Source organism: Streptomyces sp. NPDC037301, assembly GCF_055602785.1.
In genome coordinates this window covers 417,499-435,007 of sequence record NZ_JBVJWD010000001.1, presented here as the reverse complement: position 1 = coordinate 435,007, position 17,509 = coordinate 417,499, and the positions used below count along the sequence as shown (strand labels likewise).

Below are 17,509 nucleotides of genomic sequence, written 5' to 3'. Positions count from 1 at the left end.
CGTCCCCCCCCCCCCCCCCCCCCCCCCCCCCCCCCCCCCCCCCCCCCCCCCCCCACTGTGCGCATACGGCCGGTGGCCGGTTCCGTCCCGTGCAGGAGGGAACCGGCCACCGGCCGTACGGGTGTGCTGATATCAGGAACCCTCGAGAACCGGAAGGTGCTCGAACGGGGCGCGGCTCATGTTGCTGGTGACGTTCAGGTGCGGGTGCGCCTGGGCTATCCGCCACGCCGCTGCCGTCGCGTTCGTGTCGCAGACGATTACATGGTCCGTCCGGTCGAGCTGCAACTGCGGCACGGCATCACGTTGCGCGATCTTGGCAAAGATACGCGGACGTATCATCTTGTAGCCGGGTTGGAACACCTTCTTGTGGAAGCCGTGAGCGACCTTGTTGTGAGCACGCCTGGCGGCTCTCACAGCGACCTCCGGCGCGGCCTTGTCCCGGCGATTGCTGGCCAGCCGGTCGGCCCGTCTGAGAACGGCGCGGGGCGCCCGGTAGACCACGAATCGCTCCCCCCGGGGGACCACAAGCCGCTGTTCGGCGGACTCGATGTTCAGTACCGTCACACGACTGTCGAGTGCGGCACGGGTCCAGGCGCTCTCCCGCGCGGTCACCAGGTCGACCTCCACCCCTCGTGCGACCAGAAAGTTCGCGAAGTCCGCGATCCGACGCGGCCGCCCCGGGGTGAAGGCGAGTATGACGACCCGGCCGGGGCCGGAAGTCGTCCCGATGGCGTCCGTCACGGACTTCGCCACGATGGCCTTCTCAGTCGCCACGGATGCGGCCGAGGGCTTCGTCTCCCGCTCCTCGGCCACCACAGGCTCGATGGTCGGCGCTCGGTCCTCGTACACCTGCATCAGCTGGTCGCCGACAACCTCACGGCTGTACTTCGCGAACAGCACCGCGCGCGCCTTCGCCAGGTCGAGCTCGGAATAGCGCTCCCGCAGACCCCAGTAGGCGGTGACGATCACCTTCGGGTCCTCGCTCACGTCCATGAGCGCGCCCGCGAGATCCTCGATGCCGTCCAGAGTCTCTTCGGGACCGTGGCTGCGCGTGACGAGAACGGGCAGCCCTGCCGCGTTGGCCTCGACGATCGTCATGCCGAAGGTCTCGAAGTGGCTGGGATGTACCAGAAGGTCGTACTGGTGCATCACCCCGTTGACTTCCTCGGGCCGCACCGGCGGCAGGATCTGGAAGCGGTCGCCCAGGCCGAGCTCGTGGGACCGAGTGAGCAGTTCTGCCTCCAGGTTGCCCGAGCCGACCATGGTCAGCGTGGCCTTCGGCTCGTCGGCGGCGACCTCCGCGAAGGCTTCGAGCAGTGCGCGTACGCCCTTGTGCGGGATCAGTCGGCCCAGGTAGAGCCACCTGAGCAGCTTCTCCGAGGGCCTCGCCTCGGGAGTGAACTGCTCGAAGTTGATGACGTTCGGCACGATACGGATCTTGCCTGCGTGGTGCGGGAACTCCTTCACGATCTGGTCGCGCAAGTAGCTGCCCACGCAAAGAAACTCGTCCGCGCGGTGCAACACCTCGTCGTACAGCTTGCGGCCAGCCGGCTGCTTGAAGATCTTGGCCAGGAAGGTGGAGTGCTCGGTCACCACGATGCGCGCGTCGGGACGGGCGAGGCGCATGGCCAGCACTCCGCCGTAGATCGCGGTGTGGGCGTGGACGACGGGAGCTTCGATACGGCCGGTGGGCAGGGCCTTGCCCAGCGCCGTCGTCTGAGCCGCGACCCAGCTCGCATAGCGGCGGCGGGTGGTCAGCGGGACCGGGACGCGGGTGACGACACCTTCTGGAGTGTCGAGCACCGGAATCAGCTGACGACGTTCCAGGAAGCGGTCGGCTGTGACCTTGATGGCGTCTTCGAGCAGTGCGTCCGCGCTGCCGGCCCAGTCCTCGGTGTGCAGGATCGAGACGCGCTCGTAGTTGCCTGCCACGGCCTCGGTCGCCGCCTGCACGAACGATCCGGCGAAGGGGTTGTTCGGCGAGGGGTACCAGGGCGTCACGACGGCCAGGTCGGCCGGCTCGGTCACCCGGCCGGAGTTCTCGTACGGTTCCAGGCGGAATTCGAGGTCCGGACGCCGTCGCAGGGCGGCCCATGCTGCCGGGAGAGCCTGTGCATCACCCGCGACGAGCAGGTCGGCGTCCCGCAGGGGTCCGTTCCTGGACATGATGATGTGGCGTGCGGCGCGCCAGGCGGAGCCCTTCTTGTTCCGCGCCGCCCGGACGACCCGGACTCCGGGGATCTCGGGCAGGTCGTCCCATTCCTCGCGATCAGCGATCACCAGGACGACATCGCGCCCCTCGGCGGCCAGGGCCTCGACATGCGCACGGGTGGCCCGCACCCGGTATTCGCCGAGCGCGAGGTAGAGGACGTGGGTGTTCGTGCTCATCGAGATCCCTCCACCAGCTTGCGCATGCGCTGTTCCCACGGCCCGAGGGTGGCTGCGCGGGTGTACGTGTGAGCGTGCTTCACCGCGAGCGTGTACCGGCTGCGGTCCCCCCGGCGGGCAGCCTCGGCCGCCGCGATGAACGACGCGGCGACATCCTCGGCGGTCAGCTTGCTGCCGTGGAACCAGAGTGGGTAGTCCTCCAGGACCTCGGCGGCTGCGATGTCGGGCCGGTGAACCGAGACGATCGGCCTGCCCGACGCCATGTACTCGAAGACCTTGCCGGAGGTGACGTAGCGTGCGCCCGGAACGCAGAAGACCAGTGCATCGGTCTGCGCGTACAGATCTCTGCCCTCCGTCTTGCTGAAGGCGCCGCAGTAGTTCACGCCGATGTTCTCCTCCAGCGGCAGTCGCTGCATCAGAGGCGCCACATCGGCGGGGAAGAACCCGAGATGACCATGAATGTTGAGCTCGGCGTCCCGTAGCAGCGGGTGGTTGCGGGCAAGGCGCCAGCCGTCGAACAACTCTTCGAGTGGCAGATAGGAGGTGACCGTCCCCAGATAGCCGAAGCGCAGCGGCTGGTCCTCGGCCGGAGGGTGGTACTCCCCTTCACCGAGGAGTTCGGGCTCCCAGCCGTTCGGCACCACGGTCATGCGCTCAGCGGCGTACGGATAGCGATCGATGTGCCACTGCCGCATTCCGTCGTTCACGAAAACGATCTCGGAGGCGCCGCGGAGGACTTTGGCCTCCCACTCGAACGCTTTGCTGTCTTCCTTGAATTTCAGTTCCTCGGTGAACTGATTGAAGGTCCACGAATCCCGGTAGTCGACCGCGTATGGAATCCTCAGCAGTCGTCCCAGCGCTTGTGCCGCCGCGAATGAGACGAAGGGGTTGCCTGTGGCTATGATGAGGTCGAACTTCTCCTTGAAATGTGCTTTTACAGCACTGGAGAGAACCCCTGGAATCCAGGTCAGATAGTGCTCGGGAAATACCTTGCTCTGAAGCAGTTTGTACAGGCTTGCGGCCACAGTCGGGAAGTTTCGGCGCAATGCACTGAACTGTCGGATATCTTTTTCCCACGCGTAATAGGACATGGGCGGCCTGACCACATTGACGCGAGGGTCGACCGTTTCCTCGAGGGAGGGGTCGCAGGCATTCTCGAGGTATGTCTCGAAGAATTCGCGGGGGGCTGTGTAGACGGTCACGTCCCAGCCGGCTTCAGCGAAGTGGTTTGCCGTTGCTCTGGCCCGGAATACCCCACTCGCTCGGCTGGGCGGGAAATAATACGCGAGGTAGAGAACGCGTGGTCGGCGTTCGCGTGATCCTGGCGGCATGGCGGTGGGAGACCTTTCCTCGAGATGCTGCGGCGATAAGCCTACCCGAGGTGTAATCCCCCCTATCCTGGCGACGCAGCCATGTTGGGTTTACCGGTCGACTTGTTCGCGAATTGTTGCACTGTTGTAGAGGGCGTGTGACATATCGTTCGCCCCGAGGCCGACGGATGGGCCACGGCGGGAACGAAGGTCAGCGCTCGCTGAGAACGCCGTCCTTCTCCTCGTACAGCGCCCCCGTCTTCGGGCACTCCCACGTGCCGGGTGCCCCAGCGTGCTCTACCAGCTTCTCCCCCGACCGGCCGACCCAGCCAACCCTCCGCGCCGGCACACCGACGACCAGCGCGAAATCCGCCACGTCCTTGGTGACGACGGCTCCGGCCGCCACCATCGCCCAGCGGCCGACCTGCACCGGCGCGACGCACACGGACCGGGCACCGAGCGAGGCGCCTTCGGCGACCTTCACGCCGACGGCCTCCCAGTCGCCGCCGCGCTTCTGCTTGCCCTCCGGGTCGACGGAGCGCGGGTTGTGGTCGTTGGTGAGCACCACGGCGGGGCCGACGAAGACGCCGTCGCCGAGCTCGGCGGGCTCGTACACCAGGGCGTAGTTCTGCAGCTTGACGTTGTCGCCGATCTGCACGCCGGTTCCCACATAGGCGCCGCGGCCCACCACGCAACCCTTGCCGAGCCTGGCTCCCTCGCGAATCTGGGCGAGCTCCCAGACGCTGCTGCCGTCACCGATCTCGGCGGTGTCGTCGACCTGGGCGGTGGGCTGGACTCTGTAACTCACATCTGTGCCTTCCGGAGCGCGTCTTCGCCCGGTGAGCATACGTCCTGGCGCTCGCCCAGCAGCAGGCGGTCGTAGTCGTTACGCACGGTCTCCCACTCCCAGGCCGCGAGTGCGTGCAGGGACGCCTCGCGCCCGGCCGCGGCGCGGATCTCCTCGGACGCGGTGACGGCGAGGATGCGCTCGACGGCCTGCTGCGGTGTGGTGACGATCCAGTCCTGGGGGAAGAGGGTGCGGGTGCTGTGCGGGCGCCCGGCAACGAACGGCCAGTCCCGGTCGACGGGCACGGCACCGGCTGCCGCCCCCTCCATCAGACCGACATGACATCCCGCACGGACCGAGCTGCTGAGGATCACTCCCACTTCGGTGAGGACGCAGGGTACGTCGTCGCTCGGCCCGAGCCTGCGCACGGCACCTCTCCTTCTCCAGGGCCGCGTGGTAGGCCGTGGCCGCCGCGCTCGGCGCCGGGTCGATCGGCCGCCGACCATGAGCAGGCGGTACCGCTCGTCCCGGGCCCGAAGCAGCCTGATCACCTCCAGAGCCCAGCGCGGGTCCTTGGCGATCTGCCCGATCCCCACCAGCCCGACGGTGAACCGCGCCTGATCGCTCTTGGGGCGGTCGAACCGCCGCGGATCCAGCGCGATATGCAGGAAGCGAAGTCGTGGTGCGTCGGGGCCCAGCAGCCGGGGGACGGCAGCAGTGGTCAGCTCGCGCATGCGCTTCGCGATGAACACGACATCGTCGACGAACGGCCGGTCGGTACGGGCCGGCCGGGCGACCTTGGCCAGAAGTTCGTCAGGGATCTGTGGTGTTGGCACGGGACGGCTCCACTGCTGGGTCAGGAACTCGGACCGCACGGTCGGACGCAAGCGAGGGGAAGTCCCGAACTGCTCCTGCGATCAAGGGAATTCCGAGAGCCACCGGGACCCACATGAGTACCCCCAGCCGGTCGGCCTCCTGGACCAGAGGATGAGCCGCGATCTGGGCGGCGCCGGTCAGCGCCACCGCGCAGGCCAGTGGGCCCAGCACCCCGCCATGACGCAGCAGCACCCACAACGAGAGCGCGGTGGCCGCCAGGAAGAGCGGCATCGAGGCCTGCCCGCCGATCCAGTGACTCCAATACGTCAGGTCGAGATCGATGAGCCGGGCCCAGGGGTCCGGGACCGCGGGGGCGCGGAAGTGGTGGGTGAACGTGTCCTGGAGCGTGACCTCCGACGAGGGGAGCGAGAGCAGCTTCATCGCGAGTGCCACGGCGGTGGCGCATCCCGTGGCCACTGCGGCGAGCAACAGGTCGGCCCGGCGCCGCCGGAAGAACCCGGAGGCGAGCATCGCGATCGCGATCACAGCGGCCAGCACCAGTGCTGTCGAGTAGCGGGTGACCGCGCAGACGGTCAGGGAACCGACGAACAGCGCCGCACCCGCCGCCCGTCTGTCCCGCGCCATGAGCACGCCGCCCCACACCGCGCCGAGTACACAGATCGTGACGAGCCCCTCGCCGAGTGCCTGCAGGCTCCACCGGCCGAGCGGCGAGGCGAGGAAGACGATCTGACCGGTCACGGCCGCGGTGGGGGAGAGCCCGGCTCCGCGCAATAGCCCGCAGACGCTCAGGGAGCCGCCCACGGCCAGCAGCAGTCCGAGCGTCCGCATGCCGTCGAGTACTCCGAGCGCACCGACGAAGGGAGCGGCGAGCATGGGATAGCCGGGCCGGGACGAGAAGATCGACTGGTAGCGGGAGTCTCCGGTGGTGATGTCGGGGGCGTGGGACCACCGCGCCAGACAGGTGGCCCGGCTCGCCGCCCCGGCCGCTTCGGGCCCGGCCTCAGCGGTCAGCGGATCGAGCCTCCCGCTCCGGGCGATCTCCTCCGCCCGGCTCGTACAGAAGGCGGAGAGCGCCGCCCGGTGCGCCTCGTCCCGGTCGGCTCCGAGGTACTCCTCGGCGGCACGGGCGTACCGGTACGAGTCGGGGAAGAGCGTCCAGGAGGTCCCGGCGGTCAACTGCGCCAGCACGTAGACAGCGGACACGAGGAGGGCTAACAGCCAGGTACGACCGAGCAGGGCGGAGCGGGGCATCGGTGGCCTCAAGGTGTACAGAGAGTAACGAAAATGCAGAAGTTAGCACGCGGGGGCGGGTGGACCGGCCTACGGAGGCCCGGTTTGACCGCCCGGGGGTGGCCCCGTAACCTTGACCCTCGGCGTGTTTCCATGCGCGCCCTCCCTGAGCACATTCCTCCTGGTGGACTCGTCCGTCGGGAGAGGCCGCTCATCCTTCCGGATCGTCGCGGGCTTCGGCCTGTGCGGGCGGCTGGCATCAGGGGATCCGTTCCGAGCGAGAGAGAGATCCGCGTGTACGCCATCGTGCGCAGCGGTGGCCGCCAGCACAAGGTTGCTGTCGGTGACATCGTTGAGGTTGACAAGATTTCCACTGCCCAGGTTGGCGACACGGTCGAGCTCTCGACCCTGCTCGTGGTCGACGGCGACGCCGTGACCAGCGACCCGTGGGTGCTGGCCGGGATCAAGGTCCAGGCCGAGGTCGTGGACCACCACAAGGGCGCGAAGATCGACATCCTTCGCTACAAGAACAAGACCGGCTACCGCCGTCGCCAGGGTCACCGTCAGCAGTACACGGCGATCAAGGTCACCGGTATCCCCGCGGCTGCGAAGTAAGGGACTGAGGAGACATGGCACACAAGAAGGGCGCATCGTCCACCCGGAACGGGCGCGATTCCAATGCTCAGCGGCTCGGCGTGAAGCGCTTCGGCGGTCAGGCCGTCAACGCCGGTGAGATCCTGGTCCGCCAGCGCGGCACCCACTTCCACCCGGGCACGGGCGTCGGCCGTGGCGGCGACGACACGCTGTTCGCTCTCGCCGCCGGTGCGGTCGAGTTCGGCACGCACCGTGGCCGCAAGGTCGTGAACATCGTTCCGATCGCCGGCTGATTTTCGGCGCTCGTCGAGCGGTTTCTGCGGAGGCGGACCTCACTTCCCGTACGGGAAGCGGGTCCGCCTTTCGCGTGTTTCTCCCATGAGAGACGGCTTTCTCCCATGCGGGGACAGCGCGAGTGAGACATTTCTGCATGCATGTAACTGGAGGTTCCAACCATGACCACCTTCGTGGACCGCGTCGAGCTGCATGTCGCCGCGGGTAACGGAGGCCACGGCTGTGCCTCCGTTCACCGTGAGAAGTTCAAGCCGCTCGGCGGCCCGGATGGCGGCAACGGCGGCCGTGGCGGCGATGTGACCCTGGTCGTCGACCAGGACATCACCACGCTCCTCGACTACCACCACAGTCCCCACCGCAAGGCCACCAACGGCCAGCCCGGTGCGGGCGACCACCGCTCCGGCAAGGACGGCCAGGACCTCGTCCTGCCGGTTCCCGACGGCACGGTCGTGCTCGACAGGAACGGCAACGTGCTGGCCGACATGGTCGGCCAGGGCACCACGTTCGTCGCCGGCCAGGGCGGCCGCGGCGGTCTCGGCAACGCCGCGCTGGCCTCCGCCCGGCGCAAGGCCCCCGGCTTCGCGCTGCTCGGCGAGCCCGGTGAGGCCCGGGACATCGTCCTGGAGCTCAAGACCGTCGCCGATGTCGCGCTGGTGGGCTACCCGAGCGCCGGCAAGTCCTCGCTGATCTCCGTCCTGTCGGCGGCCAAGCCGAAGATCGCCGACTACCCCTTCACGACCCTCGTCCCCAACCTCGGCGTGGTCACCGCGGGCAGCACCGTCTACACCATCGCCGACGTCCCGGGCCTGATCCCGGGCGCCAGCCAGGGCCGGGGCCTCGGCCTGGAGTTCCTGCGGCACGTGGAGCGCTGCTCGGTGCTCGTGCACGTACTGGACACCGCGACGCTGGAGTCCGACCGCGACCCGGTCTCCGACCTCGACATGATCGAGGAGGAGCTGAAGCAGTACGGCGGCCTGGAGGACCGGCCCCGCATCGTGGTCCTCAACAAGATCGACATCCCGGACGGCCAGGACCTCGCCGACATGATCCGCCCGGACCTGGAGGCGCGTGGCTACCGCGTCTTCGAGGCGTCCGCCGTCGCCCGTACCGGCCTGAAGGAGCTCTCCTTCGCGCTCGCGGGCGTCATCGCCGAGGCGCGTGCGGCCAAGCCCGTGGAGGTGGCGACCCGTATCGTCATCCGCCCGAAGGCCGTGGATGACGCGGGCTTCACCGTCACTCTGGAGGAGGACGGCATCTACCGCGTGCGCGGCGAGAAGCCGGAGCGCTGGGTACGGCAGACCGACTTCAACAACGACGAGGCCGTCGGCTATCTGGCGGACCGTCTCAACCGTCTCGGTGTCGAGGACGCGCTGATGAAGGCCGGCGCCCGGGCGGGTGACGGCGTGGCCATCGGCGCCGAGGACAACGCGGTCGTCTTCGACTGGGAGCCGACCATGGCGGCGGGTGCGGAGATGCTCGGACGCCGTGGCGAGGACCACCGTCTCGAAGCGCCGCGCCCGGCAGCACAGCGCCGTCGCGACCGTGAGGCGGACCGCGACGAGGTGCAGCGCGAGTTCGACGACTTCAACCCGTTCTAGACCGTGGACCGGCGCCGGACGGACTTGTTCTGCGAGCCCGTCCGGTGCCGGGCGCGTTCTGTGCGCCGTGTGACCGGCGTAACCGAACCCGCTCAAGGGTGATTCATGCCGCTCAGCCGTGTGGCGTCGGTCACCCGGCAGGGAAGCGCCAATTCCGGTATCCCCCCTGATCGCAGGGCAACAGAAGGTGTCGATACGGCGTGCGGCAGCCGACGTCCGCCTTGCGAGACGGTAACGGAGAGTGCAACCATCGCTCTATCTCCCAGCCCTCAAGGTAGGTCGTCTGTGTCTGCTCAGCACATAGCCAAAGCCCGAACCACAGCAGCCGTGCTCGCCGGCGGTACCGGCCAGCGCGTGGGTCTGTCCATTCCCAAGCAACTGCTGAAGATCGCAGGCAAGGCTGTCATCGAGCACACGCTGTCGATCTTCCAGCAGGCCGACTCCATCGACGACGTCATCGTGCTGATGGCTCCGGGCTATGTGCCCGACGTGGAGAAGATCGTCGCCAAGGCCGGACTCACCAAGGTCACCAAGGTGATCGAGGGCGGCTCCACCCGCAACGAGACCACCGAGCGCGCCATCGCGGCCCTCGGCGAGGGCCTGGCCGAGGGAGAGGACCGCAACGTCCTCTTCCACGACGCCGTGCGCCCCCTGCTCTCGCAGCGTGTCATCACGGACTGCGTCGACGCCCTGGACCGCTACCAGGCGGTCGACGTCGCCATCCCGTCCGCGGACACGATCATTGTGACCCGCACCCACGGCGGCGACGGCGAGTTCATCACCGACGTGCCCGACCGCTCCCGGCTGCGCCGCGGCCAGACGCCGCAGGCCTTCAAGCTCTCCACGATCCGCCGGGCGTACGAGGTCGCCGCGGGCGACCCGAACTTCCAGGCCACCGATGACTGCTCGGTCGTCCTGAAGTACCTCCCCGACGTGCCGATCTACGTGGTCGCGGGCGACGAGTACAACATGAAGGTCACCCAGCCGGTCGACGTCTTCATCGCGGACAAGCTCTTCCAGCTGGCCTCCACCGCCGTCCCGCAGCCGACCGACGACGCCGCCTACCGTGAGCTGCTCACCGGCAAGACCCTCGTCGTCTTCGGCGGCTCGTACGGCATCGGCGCGGACATCGCGGCGCTCGCCGAGTCCTACGGCGCCTCCGTCTACGCCTTGGGCCGCTCCACCACCGGTACGCATGTGGAGAACCCGGAGCACGTCGACGACGCGCTCTCCAAGGCGTACGCGGACACCGGCCGCGTCGACTACGTGATCAACACCGCGGGCGTGCTCCGCATCGGCAAGCTGGCCGAGACGGACAACACGACCATCCAGGAAGCGCTGAACGTCAACTACCTGGCGCCCGTGCAGATCGCCCGCGCCTCGTACAAGTACCTCGCCGAGACCAAGGGGCAGCTGCTGCTCTACACCTCCAGCAGCTACACCCGGGGCCGTGCCGAGTACAGCCTCTACTCGTCGACCAAGGCCGCCATGGTGAACCTCACCCAGGCGCTCTCGGACGAGTGGGCGGGCGACGGAGTGCGGGTGAACTGCGTGAACCCCGAGCGCACCGCCACCCCGATGCGTACCAAGGCGTTCGGCGACGAGCCCGCGGGCACGCTGCTCTCCTCCGAGGCGGTCGCCAGGACCTCCCTCGACGTCCTGCTCTCCGAGATGACCGGCCATGTCATCGACGTACGGCAGCAGGACCCGACCCGAGGTGCCTCCGAGGCATCCGGCTTCGAACAGGCGCTGGCCGCTGTCCTGGACCGACAGGCCGATGTGTAATACTGAATTGACAATCGACTATTCGGACCTCTGTGGACGCCGCGTGCGAACTGCAGGGGTCCGAATTCGTGAAGCTCAGGCTTCACATTTTCCCCGCAAGGTAATCAGTCGGCATCCTCGGGAGCGGTACTTCGTGATTTCGAAAGCCATTCGCATGGCTCGAGTGGGCAGTGGTTCGGAGCTGGCCGCCGCTCTTCTCATGGCCCTGGGATTCCCGTGCATAATGCTCGCGGCAATAATCCCCAATCTGTGGTTCTTCGCAGGCGCTGCCGCGGTGACCTATCTCGCCGACCAGTATCTGCATCACTGTGGCAGTTACCTGGTCAACCGGCTCGCCGCGGTCCGCGCGGGGCTCTCGATCCGCTTCCTGGTCCGCCAGCTGCTGCTGATCCTGCTGCTCTCCCGTATGGGGTACGGAGAGCAGACGCTGTTCTACGTGACGGTCGCCTGCCTGCTGGCCTTCTACGGTCTCCAGGCGCCGCAGAGTGCGGCGGTCACCTTCATCAAGCTCCGCCGCAAGCTCCCGGTGATCACGCGCAACGTCGACCTGGACGGGGCGCGCATCCCCGATGCCCCGCCGGCGCTGCTGATGAACCGCTCCGCGGAGAAGATGCTCCATCTGGACATCTTCGCGATGGCGGGCGTGCTGGTCGCGGTCGAGACCGATCGGCACGGCATCGCCTACGTCGGTCTCGCCACCACGCTCGTTCTCGCGGCCTGCTACCTGGCAGCGCTCCTCCCGTACATCCGCCCCAAGCGCCTCGTGGCGCCCGACGCCAAGGTGCTGGGCGCGGTCAGTGCCTGGCTGCGCGAGTACCAGCCGACCGTGGTTCTCTACTTCTCCGGCTCCAAGGACTCGGCCTACCAGGTCAACATGTGGCTGGAGACCATGGCGCAGCTCGACGGGCGCCCGCTGATCCTGCTGCGCGAGCGCGCGATACTTCCTCAGCTGAACACGACATCGGTGCCGGTGCTCTGTGTGGCCGGCGGCGTGCACCTGATGAATCTGGACCTCTCGTCGGTTCGGGTCGCGCTCTACCCGGCCAACGTCGGCAAGAACATCCACCTGCTCCGGGTGCCGACGATGAAGCACGTATTCATCGGCCACGGCGACAGCGACAAGCTCGCCAGCGTCAACCCCTACAGCAAGGCCTACGACGAGGTGTGGACCGCGGGCCGGGCCGGCCGGGACCGTTACGCGCTGGCCGATGTCGGTGTGCGCGACGAGGACATCGTCGAGGTGGGCCGCCCGCAGCTGGCCGCCATCCAGTCGTGGACCGGTGCGCAGAAGAACCCGATCCCGACCGTGCTGTACGCCCCCACCTGGGAAGGCTGGGACGACAACCCGGGCAACACCTCGCTGCTGCTGGCCGGCGAGAACATCGTCAAGCGGCTGCTGAACTCCGAGAAGCCGGTCCGCCTGCTCTACAAGCCGCACCCCTTCACGGGCACCCGCAGTGCCAAGGCCAAGGCCGCGCACCAGCGGATCGCCGCGATGATCGAGAAGGCGGGCGTCGAGCGCGCCACCGACCCCCGCTGGGCGAAGGAATCGGCCGCGCTCCAGCCGGTGCAGGCCGAGGCACGGGCCGACCTGGCCCGTATCGAAGCGCGGCTCGAGGTGCTGTCGAGCGGCGGCCACGTCGCCGGGGACGAGGCCGAGATGTCCCGCGACTCGCTGGCCGACCCGGCGCGCGAGGCCGAGATCGCGCGGCTCAAGGACGAGTGGAACGCTGCCTCCTGGCGCGCGTTCGGCTGGTGGGAGCACAAGGTCATCACGGGCGCCCGGATGCGTCTGTACGACTGCTTCAACGAGTCGGACGCCATGGTCTCGGACATCTCCAGCGTGGTGTCGGACTTCATCGCGAGCGGCAAGCCGTACGCGGTCACCGATTCGGCTGCGCTGGGTGAGGACGAATTCCGTAGGCAGAACACCGCGGTCCGTGCCGCGGTCATCCTGTCCAATGCCGCGACCGAGCTGGACGCCCTGCTCACTGCGGTGGTGGATCCTGCCGCGGACACCTTTGCGGTCGACAGGCGTGTGCTGAAGGAGTACCTCCTCGGCCCGGGCGAGCCCACATCGATCGTGCGGTTCGACACGGCCGTGAAGGCGCTCGCGGTCAAGTCGGAGGCCCGGAACGCGGGCCTGGCGAGAAACCTCGCCGAACGCGTGGGCGGCTGAAAAGCCAGCTGGTTCACTTACACGATTCACCCGGCCCGGCATAGCCCAAGAGGGCCGTGCCGGGTCATTTGTGATGATGCTCACTCTTTAGGTGTGTGATCTCGGGCAACCAACGGGAGGGGGCGACTGTCTTCTGTTGATGTGAACGAGAAGCCAATCCCTGACGTAACCGTGATCATCGGTGCATACGAGGCGATGCCCTACCTCATCCGCTGTCTTGAATCGGTGGAGACACAGACCATCGGTGCCGACCGGATCGAGATCGTGGCGGTCGACGACGGCTCGACCGATGGCACCGGTGAGTACCTGGAGGAGTTCGCGGCCCGGTCCGCGGTTCCTACCAGGGTGGTCAGGCAGGCGAATTCCGGCGGCCCCAGCGGGCCGCGCAATGTCGGCCTCGGGCTGGCGCGGGGCCGCTACGTCTTCTTCCTCGACGCGGACGACTACTTCGGTGACGAGGCTCTGGAGCGCATGGTCGCGATGGCCGACCGGGCGCACACCGACGTGGTGCTCGGCAAGGTGGTCGGGGTCAATCGCGGGGCACCCCGGTCGATGTGGACAGCCACCAAGGACCGGGTCAATGTATACAACTCCAAGATCATTTACACGCTGAGCGCGCAGAAACTCTTCCGGCGTGAACTGCTGGAGCGAATTGGTCTGAGATTCGACGAGGAACTCAAGACCGGTGAAGACGCGCTCTTCACCATGGAGACATATCTGCGCGGCGCCGGAGTCTCCGTCATCTCCAATTACACCTGCTATCACCTGGTCGGCCGGGACGACGGAAAGCACGTCACCAAGAGCGGCACCTATATATGGCGCTTCGACTCCATGCGGGCCATGATGGCGCTCATCCACCGGCTCGAACCCGCCGGACCGAAGCGCGACTTCCTGATGGTCCGTCCCTTCACGGTCGGGATGCTGCAGCAGTTCGGGCCGATCTTCCTCCGGGATTCGGAAGAGGTCCGGCGCCACAAGATGGAGCTCGCGGCGCCGCTCATGGACACGTACTGGAACGACGGCGTGGCGCGCCTGATCAAGGTCGCCGAGAGGCTGCGGCTCGCCGCTGTCGCGCGCGGCCGGTCCGATGTCCTGGTGGACCTGCTGACGTACCTGCGGGAGAAGTCCGTTCCGGATGTCGTCAGTTCACGAAAGGGTGACAAGCTCTTCCTCGCGTACCCGCACTTCCGGGACCGTTCGAGCGGACTCTCGGACTCCGATTTCGAGGTCACCGTGCCCGACTGGCACGACGGCAAGCGCATCGAGAAGCCCGAGGCCGTAGCCCGCAGGGCGTCGCTGTCGCGGCGCATAGTCCGGCGTATGCGGCGGGACGTGCGGCGCTGGAAGTTGCGGATCAGCGCAGGCTGAGCAGTCCCGCCACTGCCTTTGCTCCGGATGTGTGTCCGCATCTCGTTCACAGAGTTGACGCACTACGAATTGCGCAGCAATTCTCAGTAAAGTCGCCTAGCAGGTCGCAGCCGCGACACGACCGATATCTCAACCATGAGGACTGGTCACGTGAAGGCTCTCGTACTGTCCGGAGGGGCCGGCACCCGCCTGCGTCCCATCACGCATACCTCGGCCAAGCAACTGGTGCCTGTGGCGAACAAGCCCGTGCTGTTCTACGGTCTGGAAGCCATCGCGGAAGCGGGTATCACCGAGGTCGGCCTCATCGTGGGCGACACCGCCCAGGAGATCCGCGAGGCGGTCGGCGATGGTTCGCGGCTCGGCATCGAGGTCACGTACATCCCGCAGGACGAGCCGCTCGGCCTCGCCCACGCGGTGCTGATCGCCCGTGACTTCCTGGCGGACGACGACTTCGTGATGTACCTCGGTGACAACTTCATCGTCGGCGGGATCGCCGGTCTGGTGGAGGAGTTCCGCACCGACAGGCCCGATGCGCAGATCCTGCTGACCCAGGTGCCCAACCCGACGTCCTTCGGTGTCGCGGAGCTCGACGCCGAAGGCCGGGTGGCGGCCCTGGAGGAGAAGCCGAAGGAGCCCAAGAGCGATCTGGCGCTCGTCGGTGTCTACCTCTTCACCCCCGCCATCCACGAGGCCGTCCGCTCGATCGAGCCGTCCTGGCGGGGCGAGCTGGAAATCACGCACGCCATCCAGTGGCTGATCGACCAGAAGCGCGACGTGCGCTCCACCACGATCCGCGGGTACTGGAAGGACACCGGCAATGTCACCGACATGCTGGAGGTCAACCGCACCGTGCTGGAGTCCATCGAGCCGACCCACGAGGAGGCCGAGGTCGACGAGGACAGCGAGATCATCGGCCGGGTGCGGATCGAGGCGGGCGCCAAGGTCAGCGGCAGCCGCATCGTCGGGCCCGCGATCATCGGCGCCCGGTCGGTGATCAGCGGCGCGTACGTGGGCCCGTTCACCTCGGTCTCGGAGGACTGCCGGATCGAGGACAGCGAGATCGAGTACTCCATCGTTCTGCGGGGCGCCTCCATCGCCGGTGTCCGCCGAGTGGAGGCGTCGCTCATCGGCCGTGACGTCGAGGTGACCCCTGCGCCCCGTTCCCCGTCCGCCCACCGACTCGTACTCGGCGATCACAGCAAGGTGCAGATCTCTTCATGACCACCAACATCCTGGTGACCGGCGGCGCCGGTTTCATCGGCTCGCACTATGTCCGTACGGTGCTCGGCCCCGAGGGTCCCGGCAACATCGCCGTGACCGTGCTCGACAAGCTCACCTACGCGGGCAACCCGGCCAACCTCGACGAGGTGCGTGACCACCCCGGTTTCAGGTTCGTACAGGGCGACATCTGTGATCCCGAGCTGGTCTCCAAGCTGATGGCCGAGCACGACCAGGTGGTGCATTTCGCCGCCGAATCCCATGTGGACCGTTCCATCGACGGCGGCGCCGAATTCGTCCGTACGAACGTCGTGGGCACCCACACCCTGATCCACGCCGCGCACCTGGCCGGCATCAAGACCTTCGTGCACATCTCCACCGACGAGGTCTACGGCTCGATCGACGAGGGCTCCTGGCCCGAGACCGATCCGCTCGCGCCCAACTCGCCGTACTCCGCGGCCAAGGCGTCCAGCGACCTGATCGCGCTCTCGTACCACCGTACCCACGGTCTCGACGTGCGGGTGACCCGCTGCTCCAACAACTACGGGCACCACCACTTCCCCGAGAAGGTCATCCCGCTGTTCGTCACCAACCTGCTGGACGGCAAGACGGTCCCGCTGTACGGCGACGGCGCCAACGTCCGCGACTGGCTGCACATCGACGACCACGTCCAGGGCATCGAACTGGTCCGTACGAAGGGCCGATCCGGTGAGGTCTACAACATCGGCGGCGGCACCGAGCTCTCCAACAAGGAGCTGACCGGTCTGCTGCTGGACGCCTGCGGGGCCGACTGGGACACCAGCGTCACCTATGTCGAGGACCGCAAGGGCCACGACCGACGCTACTCGGTCGACTGCACCAAGATCCGCGAGGAGCTCGGTTACGAGCCCCGCAAGGACTTCCGTACCGGTCTCGCCGAGACTGTGCAGTGGTACCGCGACAACCGCGCCTGGTGGGAGCCGCTGAAGGACCGGACCGCGCTGTGAGCGTCGTCTGGCTGGTCACCGGAGCCGCCGGGATGCTGGGCCAGGACGTCCTGGCCCGGCTCGCCCGTGAGGACGTCACCGTGGTCGCCGCGGACCGTGCGGCCATGGACATCGCGGACCCCGGATCGGTGCGCGCAGGCTTCGACAAGCACCGCCCCGCCGTCGTGGTGAACTGCGCGGCCTGGACCGCTGTCGACGACGCCGAGTCCCAGGAGGACGCCGCGCTGCGGGTCAACGGCACAGGCCCCGAGGTCCTCGCCGCGGCCTGCCGTGAACACGGTGCCGTCCTCCTCCAGGTCTCGACCGACTACGTCTTCGCCGGGGACGGCGAGAAGCCGTACGCCGAGGGCGGCTCCACCGGACCGCGCAGCGCCTACGGCCGCACCAAACTGGCCGGCGAGCAGGCCGTGCTCGACACCCTGCCGGACACCGGTTACGTGGTCCGTACCGCCTGGCTGTACGGCGCGGGCGGCGGCAACTTCGTCCGTACGATGATCAAGCTGGAGGGCGTCAAGGACACCCTCGACGTGGTGGACGACCAGCGCGGACAGCCCACCTGGACCGTCGATCTGGCCGACCGGCTGGTCCGGCTCGGACAGGGCGCCCTCGCGGGCACCGCCCCCGCGGGTGTCTACCACGGCACCAGCGGCGGCGAGACGACCTGGTTCGGCTTCACCCGGGAGATCTTCCGGCTGCTCGGCACCGACCCTGCGCGCGTCCGCCCCACCACCAGCGAGGCCTTCGTAGGGCCGGCTCCCCGTCCCGCTTTCAGTGTGCTGGGACACGACCGCTGGGCGGAGGCCGGGATCGAACCGATCCGGGACTGGCGGGCGGCACTGGAAGAGGCATTCCCGGCACTCCTCGCAGCGGAGCGGTCACGATCGTCAAATAATCGTATCGGTAGTTAAATCCCGTCGAATTCCAAAGACGTGAAC

Annotated in this window: 14 protein-coding genes; 9 read left to right on the top strand and 5 right to left on the bottom strand. The window is 67.6% G+C overall.

Annotated features, from left to right (window positions below; all coding sequences use genetic code 11):
• Nucleotides 1-132 precede the first annotated feature (132 nt).
• From ACZ7IB_RS02115 to ACZ7IB_RS02095, 5 genes are all read right to left on the bottom strand, one after another.
• Nucleotides 133-2,388, bottom strand: coding sequence for a glycosyltransferase family 4 protein (locus ACZ7IB_RS02115; protein WP_470908392.1), 2,256 nt, complete (start codon nt 2,386-2,388; stop codon nt 133-135).
• Nucleotides 2,385-3,719 carry a glycosyltransferase gene (locus ACZ7IB_RS02110; RefSeq protein WP_470908390.1) on the bottom strand — a complete coding sequence of 445 codons (1,335 nt, stop codon included), beginning with the start codon at nt 3,717-3,719 and terminating at the stop codon, nt 2,385-2,387. Before ACZ7IB_RS02110 ends, ACZ7IB_RS02115 begins: the two co-directional genes overlap by 4 nt.
• Nucleotides 3,720-3,909: 190 nt before the next feature.
• The gene (locus tag ACZ7IB_RS02105) at nt 3,910-4,506 is read right to left on the bottom strand and encodes an acyltransferase (protein ID WP_470908389.1); all 597 of its coding nucleotides are present in this window, start codon (nt 4,504-4,506) and stop codon (nt 3,910-3,912) included.
• Nucleotides 4,503-5,321 (bottom strand): glycosyltransferase family protein, encoded by an 819-nt coding sequence (locus ACZ7IB_RS02100; RefSeq protein ID WP_470908387.1) that lies wholly within the window; start codon nt 5,319-5,321, stop codon nt 4,503-4,505. The genes ACZ7IB_RS02105 and ACZ7IB_RS02100 overlap by 4 nt, the downstream gene beginning before the upstream one ends.
• Nucleotides 5,299-6,573, bottom strand: coding sequence for a hypothetical protein (locus tag ACZ7IB_RS02095; protein ID WP_470908386.1), 1,275 nt, complete (start codon nt 6,571-6,573; stop codon nt 5,299-5,301). The genes ACZ7IB_RS02100 and ACZ7IB_RS02095 overlap by 23 nt, the downstream gene beginning before the upstream one ends.
• A 273-nt stretch (nt 6,574-6,846) precedes the next feature.
• Between ACZ7IB_RS02095 and rplU the strand changes: the two genes are divergently transcribed.
• The 9 genes from rplU (at nt 6,847) to rfbD (ending at nt 17,482) form a co-directional block, all read left to right on the top strand.
• Entirely contained in the window at nt 6,847-7,167 is a 321-nt protein-coding gene (gene rplU / locus ACZ7IB_RS02090) for a 50S ribosomal protein L21 (protein ID WP_030921216.1), read from the top strand.
• Between the two features lie 14 nt (nt 7,168-7,181).
• Nucleotides 7,182-7,439: a 50S ribosomal protein L27 gene (gene rpmA / locus ACZ7IB_RS02085; RefSeq protein WP_018103204.1), complete on the top strand. Its 258-nt coding sequence runs from the start codon at nt 7,182-7,184 to the stop codon at nt 7,437-7,439.
• 162 nt (nt 7,440-7,601) lie between these two features.
• Nucleotides 7,602-9,038, top strand: coding sequence for a GTPase ObgE (gene obgE, locus ACZ7IB_RS02080; RefSeq protein ID WP_470908383.1), 1,437 nt, complete (start codon nt 7,602-7,604; stop codon nt 9,036-9,038).
• A 285-nt stretch (nt 9,039-9,323) separates the two neighbouring features.
• Entirely contained in the window at nt 9,324-10,823 is a 1,500-nt protein-coding gene (locus ACZ7IB_RS02075; RefSeq protein ID WP_470908381.1) for a D-ribitol-5-phosphate cytidylyltransferase, read from the top strand.
• A gap of 154 nt (nt 10,824-10,977) precedes the next feature.
• Entirely contained in the window at nt 10,978-13,002 is a 2,025-nt protein-coding gene (locus ACZ7IB_RS02070; RefSeq protein ID WP_470908379.1) for a hypothetical protein, read from the top strand.
• 141 nt (nt 13,003-13,143) lie between these two features.
• Entirely contained in the window at nt 13,144-14,370 is a 1,227-nt protein-coding gene (locus ACZ7IB_RS02065) for a glycosyltransferase family 2 protein (protein ID WP_470908377.1), read from the top strand.
• 150 nt (nt 14,371-14,520) lie between these two features.
• Entirely contained in the window at nt 14,521-15,591 is a 1,071-nt protein-coding gene (locus ACZ7IB_RS02060; protein WP_470908375.1) for a glucose-1-phosphate thymidylyltransferase, read from the top strand.
• A complete protein-coding gene (gene rfbB / locus ACZ7IB_RS02055) occupies nt 15,588-16,574 on the top strand; it encodes a dTDP-glucose 4,6-dehydratase (protein WP_470908373.1) in 987 nt (328 codons plus the stop codon). The genes ACZ7IB_RS02060 and rfbB overlap by 4 nt, the downstream gene beginning before the upstream one ends.
• Entirely contained in the window at nt 16,571-17,482 is a 912-nt protein-coding gene (gene rfbD, locus ACZ7IB_RS02050; protein WP_470908371.1) for a dTDP-4-dehydrorhamnose reductase, read from the top strand. The genes rfbB and rfbD overlap by 4 nt, the downstream gene beginning before the upstream one ends.
• The last annotated feature ends 27 nt before the right edge of the window (nt 17,483-17,509 follow it).

What these genes read in the sequence shown, in the direction of transcription:
- ACZ7IB_RS02115 (WP_470908392.1), bottom strand. Translation starts at nt 2,388, where the DNA reads ATGAGCACGAACACCCACGTCCTCTACCTCGCGCTCGGCGAATACCGG.
- ACZ7IB_RS02110 (WP_470908390.1), bottom strand. Translation starts at nt 3,719, where the DNA reads ATGCCGCCAGGATCACGCGAACGCCGACCACGCGTTCTCTACCTCGCG.
- ACZ7IB_RS02095 (WP_470908386.1), bottom strand. Translation starts at nt 6,573, where the DNA reads ATGCCCCGCTCCGCCCTGCTCGGTCGTACCTGGCTGTTAGCCCTCCTC.
- rpmA (WP_018103204.1), top strand. Translation starts at nt 7,182, where the DNA reads ATGGCACACAAGAAGGGCGCATCGTCCACCCGGAACGGGCGCGATTCC.
- obgE (WP_470908383.1), top strand. Translation starts at nt 7,602, where the DNA reads ATGACCACCTTCGTGGACCGCGTCGAGCTGCATGTCGCCGCGGGTAAC.
- ACZ7IB_RS02070 (WP_470908379.1), top strand. Translation starts at nt 10,978, where the DNA reads ATGGCTCGAGTGGGCAGTGGTTCGGAGCTGGCCGCCGCTCTTCTCATG.
- rfbB (WP_470908373.1), top strand. Translation starts at nt 15,588, where the DNA reads ATGACCACCAACATCCTGGTGACCGGCGGCGCCGGTTTCATCGGCTCG.